The 17276-nt window shown below is 44.9% G+C and carries 12 protein-coding genes; 1 reads left to right on the top strand and 11 read right to left on the bottom strand.

Annotation, left to right across the window (positions count from 1 at the left end; genetic code table 11):
- Window positions 1–253: 253 nt before the first annotated feature.
- From MSSIT_RS03575 to MSSIT_RS03530, 10 genes are all read right to left on the bottom strand, one after another.
- Window positions 254–784, bottom strand: a complete 531-nt coding sequence (locus tag MSSIT_RS03575) for an amino acid--tRNA ligase-related protein (RefSeq protein ID WP_231590401.1) — start codon at window positions 782–784, stop codon at window positions 254–256.
- A 56-nt stretch (window positions 785–840) separates the two neighbouring features.
- Window positions 841–1056 carry a hypothetical protein gene (locus MSSIT_RS24505; protein ID WP_048170073.1) on the bottom strand — a complete coding sequence of 72 codons (216 nt, stop codon included), beginning with the start codon at window positions 1054–1056 and terminating at the stop codon, window positions 841–843.
- A gap of 16 nt (window positions 1057–1072) precedes the next feature.
- Window positions 1073–2596, bottom strand: coding sequence for a PAS domain-containing sensor histidine kinase (locus MSSIT_RS03565; RefSeq protein WP_052721501.1), 1524 nt, complete (start codon window positions 2594–2596; stop codon window positions 1073–1075).
- Between the two features lie 286 nt (window positions 2597–2882).
- Window positions 2883–4418, bottom strand: a complete 1536-nt coding sequence (gene lysS, locus MSSIT_RS03560) for a lysine--tRNA ligase (RefSeq protein ID WP_048170071.1) — start codon at window positions 4416–4418, stop codon at window positions 2883–2885.
- 559 nt (window positions 4419–4977) lie between these two features.
- Complete coding sequence (locus MSSIT_RS03555; RefSeq protein ID WP_048170070.1) at window positions 4978–8133, bottom strand: PocR ligand-binding domain-containing protein; 3156 nt, start codon at window positions 8131–8133, stop codon at window positions 4978–4980.
- A 296-nt stretch (window positions 8134–8429) separates the two neighbouring features.
- A complete protein-coding gene (locus MSSIT_RS03550) occupies window positions 8430–9284 on the bottom strand; it encodes a metallophosphoesterase (RefSeq protein WP_048170069.1) in 855 nt (284 codons plus the stop codon).
- 847 nt (window positions 9285–10131) lie between these two features.
- Entirely contained in the window at window positions 10132–11655 is a 1524-nt protein-coding gene (locus MSSIT_RS03545; RefSeq protein WP_197080333.1) for a M20 family peptidase, read from the bottom strand.
- A gap of 528 nt (window positions 11656–12183) precedes the next feature.
- Window positions 12184–12402: a hypothetical protein gene (locus MSSIT_RS03540; RefSeq protein ID WP_231590400.1), complete on the bottom strand. Its 219-nt coding sequence runs from the start codon at window positions 12400–12402 to the stop codon at window positions 12184–12186.
- Window positions 12403–12703: 301 nt separating this feature from the next.
- Window positions 12704–13621, bottom strand: coding sequence for a S16 family serine protease (locus tag MSSIT_RS03535; protein WP_048170061.1), 918 nt, complete (start codon window positions 13619–13621; stop codon window positions 12704–12706).
- A 199-nt stretch (window positions 13622–13820) separates the two neighbouring features.
- Window positions 13821–14234 (bottom strand): hypothetical protein, encoded by a 414-nt coding sequence (locus MSSIT_RS03530; protein WP_048170059.1) that lies wholly within the window; start codon window positions 14232–14234, stop codon window positions 13821–13823.
- 718 nt (window positions 14235–14952) lie between these two features.
- Here MSSIT_RS03530 and MSSIT_RS03525 point away from each other — a divergent pair.
- On the top strand, window positions 14953–15804 hold the full coding sequence (locus MSSIT_RS03525; protein WP_048170057.1) for a winged helix-turn-helix domain-containing protein: 852 nt from the start codon (window positions 14953–14955) through the stop codon (window positions 15802–15804).
- Between the two features lie 32 nt (window positions 15805–15836).
- Here MSSIT_RS03525 and cysS read toward each other — a convergent pair whose 3' ends face one another.
- A complete protein-coding gene (gene cysS, locus MSSIT_RS03520; RefSeq protein WP_048170054.1) occupies window positions 15837–17258 on the bottom strand; it encodes a cysteine--tRNA ligase in 1422 nt (473 codons plus the stop codon).
- Between the last annotated feature and the right edge of the window lie 18 nt (window positions 17259–17276).

Raw genomic sequence — 17276 nt, 5'->3', positions numbered from 1 at the left:
ATATGGATATAGATATATAAATTAGTGCATATTAATTTGCTTGCTGTTTACATATAAATTCCCTTTTCTCAAAAAACAAACATGAAATTCTTCAAATAACGCTCAAAATTGAAAAAATAAAAATAAAAATATGAAAAAAACAAAAAAATAAAAATAAAATCTGGAAAAAAGCAGGGAAAATTAAATTTCCCGACAAAGCCTACTAAACTTATATGGGTTTCAGAATTCCTTAGGGTTCAATCTCCCTTAGGATTCAGTCTTCCCTTTTCATCTGCGGGAAAAGGACCACCTCTTTAATGGATTCGAGACCCGAAAGAATCATGGTAAGGCGGTCGATTCCGAGCCCCATACCGCCGGTTGGGGGCAGGCCGTATCCGAGGGCGTTTATGAAGTCATAATCGACGGTCTGGGCTTCAAGGTCTCCCAGCTTTCTTTTTTTGTCCTGTTCTTCGAACCTCTTTTCCTGCTCGAGGGGGTCGTTTAATTCGGAATAGCCGTTTGCCAGTTCCCAGCCGTTAAGGAAAAGCTCGAAACGCTCGACAAAACCTTCTTTTTCCCTGTGGTTTTTAGCGAGAGGGGAGTTTTCAACCGGGAAGTCGTAGATGAAAGTCGAGTTTACGAGCTTGTCTTCTACCAGACTTTCAAAAATCAGGGCAAGAAACTCCCCATGGCTCTTTGCCTTTTCGTAGTCCTCGATCCTATTCTGGATTGCGATATTCTTCAGCTCTTCAATAGAGTGGGCAAAAACGTCAAGTCTGGCATACTCTTTTAAGGCGTTTTCCATGGAAAATACTCTTCCAGGGGGAGCGGGGATTGATAGTGTTTTCACTCATAGTGTTTTCACTCATAGTGTTTTTCACCCATTTTGACTTCATAACTGCCTGTCAGCTTGAACACGAGTTCCGAAATAATGACTTCGGTTAAATCCATCTTTTCCTTCCGGGAGGTGAGGAAATGCCCTTTCCTGAGGCTTCCGGGAAAGAGGTCTTCGCCTGAGGAAATAAATGAGAATTCACCGCAAGGGCTGGGAAAAGCCTTCCCGTAACTATACCGCATTAAAATCTGGAATTATTCACCCTGAGAAGTGAGCAGATACTCCAAATTCGGTGGCATTATCATTAAATACATTATTCGGTTTTTTCATTTCATCCGGACCATTTACGGGCAGCTCGAATATGAAAGACGAACCTTTTCCCTGAACACTTTTAAACCACACTCTGCCCTTATGCATATCAACAAACTGTTTTACCAGAGCAAGCCCAAGACCTGTACCTTCGTACTGCCGGTTCATGCCCGAATCAATCTGGTTGAAAGGCTCAAAGAGGTATTTCTGATCTTCAGAAGATATACCTATTCCCGTATCCGTGACTGAAAATATAGCTCTGTTTCCGTTTTTGTTACAGTAAACAGAGACTTTGCCTCCTTCCGGGGTAAACTTGACAGCGTTACTTACGAGATTATAAAGGATCTGGATCAGACGACTTCTATCTGCCTTAATATCCCCAAAATCCGGACCTATCTTAAATTCCATTTCAAGGTTTTTAACCTGAGCAAGAGGCGAGATCGTGGATTTTACCTCATCGAAAACCGAACCGATAGAAAACTCACTGTAGTTAAGTTCCATTTTTCCGGCTTCTACTTTTGAGAGGTCAAGGATATCATTTATAAGTTCAAGGAGATGTTTGCCGCTGACAGAGATGTTGTTAACATATTTCAGCTGCTTTCCGTTGAGCTCCCCAAAAACTTTTTCGAGCAGGATATCCGAAAAACCGATAATTGAGTTAAGAGGCGTCCTCAACTCGTGACTCATATTAGTAAGGAACTCGCTCTTTGTACGGCTGGCAGCTTCAGCTTCCAGTTTTGCCCGGAGAAGGTTCTCTTCGGTTCTTTTGCGCTCTGACAGGTCAATGAAACATTCAACAAAATAATCTTTGTCCTCTATGGTTACCGGAACCACACTCTTAAGGATCGGTATGACTTCCTTTTGAGCATTGATGATCGTTTTTTCGGACTTATCCACATTCAGTCCGAGATCACTGATAGGACATTTTCCGGCCTCTGTAGGACAGATAAATTGGTGACATATATTTCCGACAATCTCTTCTTTTGATCTTCCGATCGTTTTAATTGCAACGGGGTTTACATCAACTATTTTGTGACCGGAAGCTTCGATTAACAATATTCCGCAAAGGCTTTTTTCCAGTAAAGCGCTCAATATCTCTCTTTCTTTTTGCACCAAACGTTCTGATTCTTTACGCAAAGTTATGTCCCGAAAGATAATCAGGAAAGTTTTTTTCCGGTCACCCATGGTACAGGAACTGACCTCTACGTCAAGGATTTTTTTGTCTGACCTTTTGATCTTTGTCTCAAAAAAAGCTGATCTGCTCTCCAGAGTTGCGTTCAATGCGTTCTTGAAGCCGGGAAGAGATTCTTCAGTAAACAGAGAGAAAAGGGGAATATTTTTAAGATGAGCTTTATCATATCCGAGAAGTTTACAGCCTTTAGGGTTAGCTTCCAGAATACGCTCCTTATTTGTTATGAAAATTGCATCACTGGACTGTTCAAATAGAGCCCTATATATTTCGTCTTTAGCCATTAGATTGTCCTCGGCCAGTTTACTTAAAAACGGATTATTTTCTTATTTTTGTCTCAGGTTCAGCATATAAAGGAACTTTTCCGGGATTGAAGAAGTTTAAATTATGAGTAGTGTACTACAAGAAATTAATACTGTATAGATACTTATTACATATTATTATAAAGAGTTATTGTTGAAAATGAGATATTGGGAAAAATATGGAAAAAAGGGGATTTTCTCCCCGACTGGCTCATCCGCTTAGCAGAACAAAGTCAGACCTGCAGAACAAAATAAAGTCCGAAATCAATCAGTCTTCCCTTTTCATCTGAGGAAAAAGGATTACTTCCTTAATGGACTCGAGACCCGAAAGGATCATGGTAAGGCGGTCGATTCCGAGCCCCATGCCGCCTGTTGGGGGAAGACCGTATCCAAGGGCGTTTATGAAGTCGTAATCTACGGTCTGGGCTTCAAGGTCTCCCAGCTTTCTTTTCTTGTCCTGTTCCTCGAACCTCTTTTCCTGTTCAAGCGGGTCGTTTAATTCGGAATAGCCGTTTGCCAGTTCCCAGCCGTTAAGGAAAAGCTCGAAACGCTCGACAAAACCTGCCTTTTCCCTGTGGTTTTTGGCAAGAGGGGAGTTTTCTACAGGGAAGTCGTAGATGAAAGTCGGGTTTACGAGCTTGTCTTCTACCAGACCTTCAAAAAGCAGGGCAAGGAATTCACCGTGGCTCTTTGCCTTCTCGTAATCCTCGATCCTGTTCTGGATTGCGATTTGCTTCAGTTCTTCAAGCGAGTGAGAAAAGACGTCAAGCCCGGCATACTCTTTTAAGGCTTCTTCCATGGAAATTCTCTTCCAGGGGGAGCGGAGGTTGAGAATATTTTCTCCCATTTTGATTTCGTAGCTGCCTGTCAGCTTAAAAACGAGTTCCGAGACCAGGGCTTCGGTTAAGTCCATCATATCGTTATAGTCCCTGTAAGCCTCATAGACCTCGATCATTGTGAACTCGGGGTTGTGGGTTGTGTCTATGTCTTCGTTCCTGAAATTCTTGCAGATTTCAAAAACTTTCTCGTAGCCGCCAACAACAAGCCTCTTGAGGTAAAGTTCCGGGGCGATCCTTAAGAAGAGATTCTGCCCGAGACAGTTGTGGAAAGTCGTGAAAGGCCTTGCATTTGCTCCTCCGTACACAGTCTGGAGGATGGGGGTCTCAAACTCAAGAAATCCCCTGTCGGTAAGGAATTTCCGGATTTCCGAAATGAGCTTGCTCCTCATTACGAAAATTTCCCTCTTTTCGGCATTGACTATGAGGTCAAGGTATCTCTTCCTGTACCTTGTCTCAACATCTTTTAAGCCGTGGAATTTTTCCGGAAGGGCGCAGAGAGATTTGGAGAGCAGAGAGAATTCGGTTACACTGATCGAGTTTTCCCCTCTTTTTGTCCTGAAAAGTTCACCCTGAATGCCTATGATATCTCCGGAATCCACAAGGTTCTTGAAAGTCGAGAATTCCTCGTCAGGGAGGTTTCCTTTCCTGATGAGGACCTGGATTCTGCCGGTCTGATCCCCGAGATCGGCAAATATCATTTTTCCGTGCTTTCTGATATTGTAGAGCCTGCCTGCGGTCCGGACAGATAAGCCCTCGTTCTTTTCAAAGTCCTCGAACTTTACCAGAATCTCGCAGATATCCCCGTTCTTTTCGAACCTGTAGGGATAGGGATTAAGTCCCTGACTCATGATACCGTTTAATTTTGCAAGTTTTGAGTCGTCAAAATCCCCGGAGCCCGACAAATCAGAATCATCAGGCAGAGGGGTATTTTCAGACGGATCCGTGTTGTTAATTTCCATAGTCATCGAAGCAGTCCATCCTTTTCAGGTAATATGAATAAACAAACCGGTAAATTGACCGACAACTAACTGCCAAACTGAGAGAATCGATCAGCAAATCAATCTATTCCGATCAACAGTTAATCAGTAAACAATCAATAAATCGATCAGTAAGTCGGACATAAATCAAGAATCAATAAATCAGCCGGACCCACAGCAGAAGAGAGTTTGAAAGAGTTTATCCGGGTCCTATGAATTATGTATCCCTTCTACGGCTGAATGCTGAAGCCTGAATATCAGAATAAAGACTGTCTATTAGCCTGATTCCTAGCATTTATTTTTTTCCATACAGCCACGCATTTTATATAAACATTGAGAAAAAAGAGAGAACATATTGATGAAAATTATATTGTTTTTGGAGAAAAATAGCTTTCGAAGATTGCTGCAGAAATACTCTATGTTGCAGAAATACACTCTACATATCAATTCAGAGAATTTTTTCCACAGGGGATTTTCGTAATGTGTTTTACAGAATCTTTTCACGGGATCTTTTCATAGAATCCTTTCACGAGATTTTTCATAGAATTTATCTTTCAATCACCTTGAATTCAATTCTGCATTCCGTTCCCTGATCGTGTTTAAGCTCAATATTCCCATCCAGCTGGTCAACAAGGATGTTTACTAACTGCAGGCCCAGGGATTCGACATTTTCCAATTCTATGTTTTCAGGTATTCCTTTTCCGTCATCTGAAATTGTCAGGCTGAAAAGGGATTCCTGAATCTCATTATTCTTTTCTTCTCTGCAAAGCCGGATTCGAATTTCCCCTTCCTTATTTCCGGAGAATGCGTGTTTGAGGGAGTTTGAAACGAGTTCGTTAACAATTATTCCTAACGGGACAGCGGTATCCATATTAAAGAAAGAATTTTCTTCCAGGTCCATATGCAGGTGAACATTTTTACTGCAAAGACTGTAGGTCTGGAGAAGGTTCCCGGATAGCTTTCGGAGGTATGCCGAAAAGTCCAGAGTATCGGTTTCTCCTCCTTTATAAAGTTCCTCATGGATAAGAGACATTGAGAGCACACGGCTCTGGCTTTCCCTGAAAGCTTCGAGCACCTCTTTATCCAGGAACTTTTCAGCCTGGAGGTCCAGCAGAGAAGAAATTACCTGCAGATTGTTTTTTATCCTGTGGTGGATCTCTTTTTTCCTGGCCTCCTCAATTTTTGCCAGGGCTTCTTCTGCCCTGATACGCTCGGTAATATCTCTGGAAATAGCTGAAATGGATACAAACTCTCCAGAGGAATTGAAAATAGGAGAGAGAGTTATTGAAACATTTATCGGGGTACCATCCTTTCTGAACCGCAAAGTTCTGTGACGCTGGATCTTTTCTTTTCGTTTAATCTTTTCAGTTAACTGTTTCATGTCCCCTTTAAGATGGGCAGGTTCAAGTAGTGAAATATTTTTCCCGAGAATTTCTTCGGCAGAGTACCCATAAATCTGCTCTGCCCCCTTATTCCAGCTGGTAATGATCCCGTCAAGAGATTCGGTTATAATAGCATCATCCGAGGATTCCACAGCATCCGCCAGGATTTTTATTCTCTCTTCTGCCCTTTTGCTTTCAGTAATATCCTGAACTGTTCCCCTTATTCGGATAAAGTTGTTTTTCTCATCAAAAACAACCCCTCCCTGTATATGGACTACGCGATTTTCTCCATCAGCCCGGATAATCCTGTGATCAATGCTAAAAGGCTCTCCTTTTAAAGCTCTTTTAAAGGTATTATCCACATATTCCTGATCGTCGGGGTGTACTTGAGTTAAAAAATCATTATGCGATAAACCAGATTTCCCAGAAGTACACCCAAAAATATGATACATTTCATCAGACCAGTAAACTTCATCATTCACAAAGTCCCAATCCCAGATTCCGAGATGAGCTATTTTTTGAGCTTCGGAGAGTCTCCTCTCATTTTCTACCAGTGCCCTATAAGCTTCTTCAAGTTCAACCGTGCGTTCTTTAACTTTTTCTTCCAGATTGCCGTATGCTTTTTGAAGAGCTTCTTCTGTTTTTTTACGCCCGGTGATATCTATGAATGCAGCAACGGAACCTCGCGGGTTGCCAATCTCATCATGCAGGGGTCTGGCATTACCCAGGACATGCCGCACCACGCCTTCAGGATAGACAAAATCAAACTCGTAATCAAGTAACTCTTTACCGGCAGCCGAGACATGCAACGGCATATCTGCCGGCGGGAGCTCCACCCCGTCCCTGAATACCTTAAAGGTCTCGGACCTTTCTCCCGGAGGAGAGGATTTGGATGCGTTTGAACCCGGAGGAATGCGGAGCCATTCGTATGAAAGCCTGTTACCGGTTATGTGATACGCCTGGGGATCATGAGCGATCCACACGGCTGCGGGCACTGCATCCAGTAATACTGCCATTTCATCCGAGCGAGCTCGTTCACATTTTTCGCTCATCCTCAGCGCATCCACCAGCGCCTCACGTTCCGTCAAAGACTGGGCAAGCTTGACATTGATGTAGCTCAGCTGTGAGATCATGTGGGCAAATTTCATGAAGAAGGACATGACCGTGTCCACATACTCCCTGCTCAAACGCGGAACTTTTTCAAGCGCTGCTATGTATTCTTCCTCATTGAAACCGTACTTTCTGGCCTGGGCCCGAAAAAACTCATAGTCCAGAGGCTCATCCTCAAAAAAGAACTGCCCGGAGAAGATATTGCCTACATGATGCCCTCCAACCACGATGGGCGTCGCTACGTCCCACATATTATTCTTACACTTATACAGCTTAAATTCTCCAGGGGCAACGCCTGCGGATAGCTTTGTGTCACTCTCTATACAGTGCTTGCAGGCTTCGGGATGAACTCTATGGAATCTGGTGCAGATGTCCTGCCATCCGACCCATACAAGAACATTGCCTTTGAGATCGACCAGGCCTATGGTAACGTGTGCAAATTTATAGAAATCATTCATCATGGACTGTACAGCCCGGATATCAATGATTTCAGCAAGCTCAAGGTTAGCTATCTCCCGGGAAGGCGAAAAAATGTTCTTTCTTTTTATCCCTGGGCGTGGTTCCTCCAGGGGTATAACCTCTTCTACCTCTTCTGCCGGGTTTTGTCCGAAAGGAATTTCCCGCCCGGAATTATCCATCCGCTCCCATTTTCCGTCCCTTTTTATCAAAGCAGATTGATGGTTGAAGGCTACATCAAGAATATCGGCTGCACTGCATATCTCGAGGAAATAAGGGCACAGAGATATCATCGGTTTTTTCCCGATACTGGCATCCGCTTTTTTCTCATAAGCTACAAAATCGTCCCAGTCTTCTTTTTTCAGCCAGGAAGTAGCTCCTGCCACCCTGAGCCCGTCATAACCCTTTGAAAGAGCCAGTTCTAACTTTTTTGCCCACCCGTTTATGACCTTCTCGGAATCGAAAATTCCCTCATTTACATATACCTGAGTATAGGGAATGATTTCGATTTGCCCTTTCTCCAGATGAACATCAATATCAGGAATAACCGTCCTCAGGGCTTCTTTTGCCTCTTCCGCTTCCAGAGGTTGTGACGTGACCCAGAAGCAAAATTCGTTATTTTCCAACCCTGATTTGAAATATGGAAGAAGTATGTCCGTTAAATCTTCTTTTGTCTGGTAGAACTGACAGAAGTGTGTTCCCCAGGGAACATTTCCGAGAACCTCGATCCCGGACTGTCTCAAGTTTTCTCCCATTCCACTCCTCTCCGGCCACAAAACAACTTTGAAATTCCAATTTAATTTCTGAGGGCAAGTATTTTGTCTGAAGGTAATTGTCAGTTTCATAAAGATAGTTGTATACTAAAGAAAAATGTTACTGCTAAAGGGTTCCAAAAGAGAAGCCAGAACATAAAAATTGAATAACATGTCTTTTTGGTTGGAAGTCTGGAAGTCAAAAAGAAAACAAACCCATTTTCCATGCAAACTGGGACATGGTATAAAATTCAAGCGAAAAAACTATTTTTGCATCAAAAGTTGCATGTCCGGGAAATTCACGGAGGACTTCCAGAGGAACGTTTTCTTCCCCTTTTTTTAGTTCTAACTCTTGTATGCTCCAATTTCCGGAGATTTTTAAGTAGCCCGAGCCTTGTCCCATCCAGGAGGTACACTTCAGAATTTTCAAGTTTGATCCCCCCTGAAGAAAAAACCGGACCCAGGAGGTCTTCCTGCGTTGACTCATTAAAAGGGACACCTCCGCATAACTCATTAAAAGCAGGCATAATAAAGACCTCAGGATCTGCCCAGTCTCTCCTGTTTTCAAAATCAAGGTTTCCGAAACGAGCCTTAAAGGTTTCAACGTTGAATCTGGTCCTGATCCAGGCAGGTTCAACTATGGAATACCCGAAGGTATCGGTAAAACGGACAGTGGGGTGGTTATGGGCAGTAATTATGTGGGGTGCAGATAGCAATTCGGGGGCAGGCCAGGTATGCCCGTGGAAATATCCCACTCCGTCAATGACCGCGCCGCGTACCGAGTGAACCCTTATATCCTTCTGCCCGCTGAAAAGAGATTCGATCCCCCCGTCATGGTTGCCCGGAAAAATATCCACATGCGCATGTTCCGCAAGGGTTTCAAGAAAGTGAGGGATCTCATCCTTCTCCTGCCAGGAGATCTGAGGGACATTATGCTTCACATCCCCAAGGAGTACGAGACGATCAGGCGAGCTTATTTCGATATATCTCAGTATCCTGCTCAGCCGTTCATCCAATCGACTAGGCAAATTGATCCCGCTCCTGTACAGATCCCACTCAATCCCGAGGTGGATATCGGCAATGACCAGAGCGGTTTCGGTGTTCTTGACGGTGAGGGCGGGCTCGTTGAGGATTGGGGTGATTTCGGGGGGCATAATCGGTGGAAGATCGTTTTTAAGGATTTGAAGAGATCATTTTTTCTGAAAAGAGAGCTATTCTTAAAGCTGTTCTTAAAAAGAGAGCATAACTTTTCAGACCCGCAGCAATATGTAATTTACGATATTTAAATGGTCGGACACTGGCGAATTGTATTCAATAGGTAGGAAAGAAATATTGTGATACAAAAGCACGATTCTTTTAAAAATCAGATAACTGAGAAAACTCGGGAGACAAAGTCTCGTATAGGGGCTGAGCGCAGTATTCCAGGTAGTCATCATCGGTGCCATCATTTCCGGTGTTTTGTCATGGCCCCATCGGTTCCTTTGACGTGTTGAAAAGAAAACGATGAGAAAAGGATGTGAAAAATTCTGGCACCTTACCCATCTACTCGCTACCATGTTCCTTCAGATCCAATTCGATTTATTGCTTGTTGTCTTCGCGACTTACGTCTCCTTTCGTTTTTAACCTCCGTCACCGAGCCTTGTCCTACACCACTGCAGGCATTCGTTTTGGTCCCTGAGTCTCAACAACGGACACGGCCGCTGGTGCCGGCCAGGCAGGAACAGCCTGAATAGTCATTCTCTTCACGGAGCGAGGAACTTGAAGGGATCCGCCGGTTTGAACTTCGAGGAGACATCCCTACCCACTTCCCCGGGAACGCCAAGCTGGAGCGCACGAAGCGGTCGGTGGCGCTGACGGCCCCGGGCAAGAAGTTCTTTCCGCCGGTAGATATCAGTGGCACTGCTCCACTACTGCACAGTGGCACTGCTCCACTACTGCAGCCTCATCGTGGTGATATTCATGGTTTGCTCCCCTTGCATTTCTTGACCTCGTTGTTGAAAATCAAAGCTCTTCGACATTAGTGATTAACTGGTGGAAAAAGCCGATAGATTTGGCAAACTCTTTGACAAGCACCCGCTCGTTGACGCCGTGCCAGCGTGCGGCATCTGCCGCTGATTCGACACGCACGGCGGTGAAGCGGTACACGTTCCTGGCGATAGAGGCAGCGAAGTACTTGGCATCAGCTCCGCCGATGACGAGATACGGAGACACGACAAGATCGGGAGTACCCCATGTCTGGCGGATCGACTTCTCAATCGCCCTGTACTCCTTGCCACAGGGGTCCGACACCGGGGACGGATCGATAGAGTCCGAAAGTTCCGTTACCTCCACCCGGTTGTCGTTTACTATCTTCCTCACCTGCTCCAAAACTGACTGCACGGTTTCACCCTGTAAAATCCGGAAATTCACCACTGCAGTGGCGATGGGCGGCAAGACGTTTTCTTTGACACCGCCATTGACAATCGTGACCGCCGTGGTGGTATGGAGCATCGCCGTGGTTTGAGGGCCGGTGAGCATGTATTTGATGAACTGATCCTCGCTAGTGTTCCGGGCTTGCCACCCCACTGTGGGGTTTTCCGTATACTCCAGGGCACGTTCTTGTTCTGTAGTCTCTGCCATTTCGGTCTCGTTGCCAAAAGCAATATCTGCCAGAACCTCGTGGAACTTCTCTGGGAGTTCCGGTCCCAGGAAACGCATCTGGTCCCTCACGGGCTGTGTGATCCGGTAAGGGAATTGATTGGCCTCGAGTTTGGTGACAGCCTGGGCCAGAATGCCGATGTTGGAGTTATTTGGCGGCATGGCCGAGTGCCCACCGGGGCCTGCTACCTTCAACTGCAGAGTAGTGTAACCCTTTTCCGCTGTGCCGATCAGGGCGATTGGAGCGGCGATACCGGGAAACAGGCCGGTAGTCAGTGGCAGGCCCTCATCCAGGACCAATGCGACCTCATTGATACCTCGCGATTTCAGCTCTTTCACAATCTGCTTCACGCCTTCGGGGCCCGTCACCTCCTCGTCCTGTCCGAAGACCAGATAGATTGTGCGGGTCGGCCGGAAGCCCTGTTTGAGGTGCATCTCGACGGCTTCCATGATGGCAAGGATCATGATCTTGTCATCGAGCGATCCACGGCCCCAGATATAGCCATCAGCAATATCTCCTGAAAAGGCGTCATGCTCCCACTGCTGTTCGGTGCCAGGAACCACCGGCACCACATCCTGATGACCCATCAACACTATTGGCGGCAGGGACGGATTCTTGCCACTCCAGGTGTAAAGCAGGCTGAACTTACGGGGATCACCAAGTATCTCCCGTTTCAGGGTTTTGTGGACAAGCGGATAAGCGTCCACCAGGTATTGATGAAAATCATTGAACGCTTTCTCATCAAAATCACTGCGATCCTGGTTGGAGACGGTAGTGAAGGTGATGGCTTTGGAAAGCCGCTTGGCTGCTACATCCGCATCCATCGGCACCTCCACCACAGCGATATTTTTCATCTGCAGCGAATCAAATTCTCTCTCTGTAACCATGGTTTCCTCCATAAGAATCAGAATTTCCTTCTCCAGTCCGGCCTTACGATGACTGTATGAGTCACCTGTCGGACCCGGAACGGCCCTCCTCGAAATTGTTATAGAAATTTGTGGCGATGGATCGCGCCAGGATCTCTTCCTCCTTCTTGCCCGTGCTGAACCACACCACCAAAGCACTGTTTTATGTAGATTAGAAGTCTTCTTCCTGTCAATGGGGAGGGAGGAGAAGGTGGCGTTTTACATCATATATGCAGTTTTATAAAAAAAGAACATATTAATATGAAGTACTGAAATTAGATAAGGAATATTAAAATCGAACTTTAGATCCTTTACAATGGCATATACTGACGTCAGGCATGGAGTAGGAGCTTGCTTTTGTTTCGTCTTTCAGGAGAAAGAAAGGTTCAGGGACCTATCACTTAATTTTATGTCTTTAAGTTCCACAATGCCTGTATTTTTGAAAGTGATCTTTTCTGTGGTTTCATCCCAGGATTTACGAGTTCAGGAATAACCTTTTTTTAATAACGCTCAGTGCTCATCTTGACTCTTTTCCCAAAACTTTTCGACCTTTTCCGAGAGCTCTTTTATCATCTTCCTCATCTCGACAAGCTCGTCCTGGACCTCAAGGATCCTGTCATACATAGGGCTTCGGTTGTCCTTAACCGCCTGTAGTCCTGGGAAAAACGCTGTTTGCTCGGCAGGACCTAAACGTACACCATCCACATAGCAACGTGCCCAACCCCGCAAGAAAAAGCAAATAATGCGGGAAAAGGGTGAGCATTCCCCCGACTCGGGTAGACATTTCCCTCTGTTTTGGGATTAATTTTTCAAGCACTCCGGTCCCCTCTTGAATCAAAAATAGAAAATAAAGGTTTAGATATAAGAATTATGACCATCAAAGAATATGAAATAGAGTAGGATCCACCTCATTAATTAATTAATTAATTAATTATATAATTCAAAAATGAAAGGCTAAGGAAAAAAGGGATAGAGAAAGAAAATCCCTTTTCAGAACTGTTTAGAAACAAAACTTAAAAAGGAATTGAGTTCATGCCTCATACTCCAGCACGTCCTCAATCGTGTCCACGTACTCGACGTTTATCCCGACATTTTCCTCGATATATTCCTCTGCGTCCACAGTTTCCGGGACTCTCTGAACGACATCAATGCCTCCGATTTTTCGGCTTACAAGTTTATAAGTGACAAGCTCACTGTTTTCTCTGGGCAGAAGGAAGAGAGTTTTTCCTCCGGCTTCTGCTGCCGTAGCTTTTTCAAATACCCCGCCTATTTTTCCGACGTTCCCTTCATCGTCAATGGTGCCGGTAAGGGTGATGCTGTCATTAAGTTCGGTACCGTTGATTGCGGAAATTGTAAGAAGGGTCATGAGAGCCCCTGCACTCGAGCCATCAACGCCCGGGATCTCCTGATCAGAGGCAATGCTGAAAATAACATCGCTGCCTGAGAGAGAAACTCCGGTCTCCTGCTGAGCCACGAAAACCGCAGTATTTGCAGCGTCCTGAAAAACCACTCCCATAAGAGGGGTGGTCTGGACAAGAACCCGGCCTTTTCCGGATCTTGTTTCAGTCGAGATATTGAGAAGGGTCCCCTCTTCGGAGACCACTTCCCGGACAAAAGGCCCTGACTTTTCCAGTTCAACATTCTGGAAAACGGCAGGAGCCTGCAGAGTAGCAAAACCTTCCATACCTGCAGGGCATGCTTGAAGGTTGTTTTCGAGTTCGAAAACTCTCTCTCGATAGAAGTCTAGCTGGGAAGCATAGGACTGAAGAGACTGGTTATTCTGATTTGCTTGAGTTTCAAGTCTCCCATTTTCCTTTTCAAGGGAATTTATACGTTCCTGCATTTCCTGGACCTGCTCCCCCTCAACCGGGGCTTGAGAGAAAAAGATAAAGTAAGCATTCGCTACAAACGAAAGGACAAGGATTAGGGCAAGAAGCTTGGATTTCATATAGTGAATTACTTTGCACGGCTTGTACTTATTTTTTCCTTCAAGAACACCATATTTTTGAGTAGATGGATTGGCCGGACAGACAACTCTCGGAAAGGCTGGATATAAGCGTAATCATGAAGGCTTGATACAACCGTTTTTTGGTTTTTATGCCCGTGTTTTCAGGAGTATAGCTTTAGTTTTTGCCATCTCCATATCATTATTCCCTGCCCTGTCCTATGGCTTCTCTGCTGTCTTTCCCTTCATTTTTCCGCATAAATGTTACTTCCGGATTTGCTCCTTTTTCCGATTTGCTAATGGCTGCCCTACCGTCTGTAGTAAGATTAAGGTTAAAAAACAGCTGTACCTGAGAATGTCTGAATTCAACAGGTGTTTCCTCCACAGTGTCCCCAACCTTTTTTGAGAATTCCTTGACAAGAAGCATTGCATTGTTAATTGACTCTAAAGACTTCTGTTCCAAGGCCTTAGGAGAGATGAGAGTCATTTTTATCGTGCCTGGAGCATTCCCTGATTCAGCTAAAAAAGGGCCCATTTTTACAGTTTTCCTGTCGGACTTTTCATTTTCATCATTATTTGTACTCGAGTCTTTAGTAATCAAATCTTTAAAGCCCATGAATTCCCACACTCTGTAGACGACAAAGGGACGTATGAAAGAAAAAAGGATATGGCCCGGAAAGGACCAAGTAGGATAGACAGAATAATATATAATTAAATAGATAATTGTTGACATATTTTAGATGTTAGAGGCCTCCGCAGTTATCTCTCCGAGCCTGGGGGAAGAAAATAGCTAGAGTAGAAGCTTAAGGAGGAATCTTAAAAATAGAAAATCAAGGAGGATACAATTAAAACAGAGAAGCTTTGCAGCATAGATTTTTTGCGACACAAATTTCTTGCAGTATGGATTTTCAGTTTTCAAGAAAGAGAGGGCATTAATCCCCTTTTATTGAAGGGAAATTAATGCTGTAAACTTCTTTTTCAGGTGGTGTCGTAATTAAATAGTAGGCCTACAATACATCTTTTGTTGTTACTTCTTTTCCTTTTCTTCCGCAAGAACAACCTTTTTACCGCAAAGGTTGCAGGTCCCTTCTTCGGTTATACAGGGCTGTTTTGGGGCTTCTCCTCCGCAAATACCGCACTTTACCATATTTTTCTCACCTCCGCTTTCAAGTACTGGCCTTTATGCCATTAGTTATCTGTAAGTTATTGATATATACTTAATCGGCATCAAAATATACTAAATGCATTCCAGTGCCCCGAAATAATTCATATATCTCAATGACCTTCAAGGTCGTAACAGAAACTTTTTAAGGAAAGCCGGAAGATGTAAAAATATGAAAGATAGCGACAGGAAAAAAGAAAAAATCCCTGAAAGCCCTGCAGCCCCGGAAGACCCGGAAATGGCGGAAATAAAGGCTATCAGGGAAAAGCTTTGCGATATGCACAGCGATATCAAAAAAGTAATGGAATACTCAAACAGGCTGCGCTTTGAAACGGCTCTGGAATGCTCAAGACAGGAATACTCAAACGCGATTCTCTCCCACCTTTATGAGGATATCGAAACAGGGCTTGAAAAAAATATGGTGAAGAAATGCCCTGAAAAAGAAAACTGCAGGTCTACCTTTTCAGACCTTCTTCAGAGGAATGCCGGGCTTATTAAACAGGGTAGGGTGAATGAGGGCCTTGTGTCGGAGAACAGGGAAAAACTCCAGGGAATGAGATCTGGAGCCCCTTACAGCAAGTGTGAAAAGTGCTTTTCCGAGGTATCCACCCTTTTTACAAAACAGGTTAATCTTATGCGCTCGATGAGGATTTATACCAATAACCAGGAACAGAAGCCTGATATTTCAGCCCTTGAGCCCGGCATCCTCATGAGAGAAATCCTCGAACCGGTATCCAATCCCCAGCGCCTGGAGATCCTGAGAGCTGTGGCCTTTGAGACTAAAAATTTCTCAGCCTTTTCCGAGATCACAGGTCTCAGAGGCGGAAACCTGCTCTTCCACCTGCAGAAGCTTATGGACAGCGGGCTTATCCTGCAGCAGCACGAAAGAGGGGATTATATGATTACGGAAAAGGGGTTCAAGATTCTGCAGAGCTTGAATGAATTATATTCCTCCCTCCAGCGCTCCCCGCTGCAGACCCCTGCCGGCAAAAAAACAGGAGAAAAAGAAGAAATTCGAATTTGATTTTTCCCGGAACAGGGAAGGAAAGTAAATTTTTAACTCTCTTCGGCTTTCTTTACATTCGGCCCTTCTTTTTTGTCCTGTATGACATAACCAAGTGCCCTTATTTTCTCTCTGAGGGCATCGGAAGTTCCCCAATCCTTCTTTTTCCGTGCAGCCTCACGTTCCTCCACAAGCCTGACAACTTCTTTCGGGATTTCCTCTTTGCCTGCCGGTACAAAAAGGCCCAGAACATCCGAAAACTGCCTGTAAAGGGCATAAACTTTTTCCAGGACTTTCCTGTTTTTTCCGGCTTCAAGGTATAAGTTAGCTGCGCGCGAAAGTTCCCTGAAAACGGTCAGGGCTTTGGGGGTATTGAAGTCGTCTTCAAGGGCATGCCTGAACTGGGCCTCAAGGTCAGGAAGGATTCCAAGGGTTTCTGGGTCTCCGTGATACGATTTATCGTCTGCCCCCTTCATGGCAAATTCAAGGTTATCAAGCGTCTCTTTAAGCCTCAGATAATTGTTTTTTGCGTTTTCTGCAAAGGCTTCGGAATAGTCCAGCTTTTTCCGGTAGTGCACGGACAGGAACATGAAACGGACAACTTCACCCCCGTACTTTTCAACGATCTCGGGAAGGGTGAAAACATTTCCTTTGGACTTGCTCATCTTCTCCCCTTCGACTATAAGGTGCTCCCCATGAATCCAGGTGCATACGAAGGGCTTTCCGGTTGCGCCTTCGGACTGGGCGATCTCGTTTTCATGGTGAGGGAAGATAAGGTCCACACCTCCTGTATGGATGTCAAAGGTAGGCCCGAAACTGTTCATTGCCATTACCGAGCATTCGATATGCCAGCCAGGACGGATTTTTCCCCAGGGGCTGTCATAATAGATTCTCCTTTCGATTTCCTCAGGCGTTGAGGCTTTCAGGAGGGCAAAGTCTCTCGGATTGTCCTTATCATACTCGTCCACGTCCACAGACGCGCCGATCAGGATGTTGTCAAAATTGAGCCTGGAAAGCTTGCCGTATTCCGGAAAACCTGAAATCCTGTAATAGACGGAACCTTCTTTTTCATAAGCCAGCCCCTTTTCGATCAGTTTCCGTGAAAGTTCTATCATGCCGTCAACGTTTTCCGTAGCCCTGGGATACGCAAAAGCCCGCTTAATGTTCAGCATGTCAAGGCCTTTGAAGAATTCGGCCGTGTATTTGTCCGTAAAGGCCTTAAGAGACATCCCGGCTGCTTTTGAATCCCTGATAGTTTTGTCATCGATGTCCGTAATGTTCATCACGAGTTTTACCCTGTACCCGAGGTATTCGAGAGTCCTCACGATATTGTCCGTCATCAAAAAGGTCCGGTAGTTTCCTATGTGAGGCATATTGTAGACCGTGGGCCCGCAGGCATAAATTGAAACCTCACCTTCCTTTACAGGTTTGAATATCTCCTTTTCTCGTGTCAGGGTATTGTAAACTTGCAGCATTCGGAACACCTCTGGTGA

The sequence above is a fragment of the Methanosarcina siciliae T4/M genome, assembly GCF_000970085.1.
GTDB lineage: Archaea > Halobacteriota > Methanosarcinia > Methanosarcinales > Methanosarcinaceae > Methanosarcina > Methanosarcina siciliae.
The sequence above is the reverse complement of the archived record's forward strand: the minus strand, read 5'-3'. Positions and strand labels throughout refer to the sequence as shown.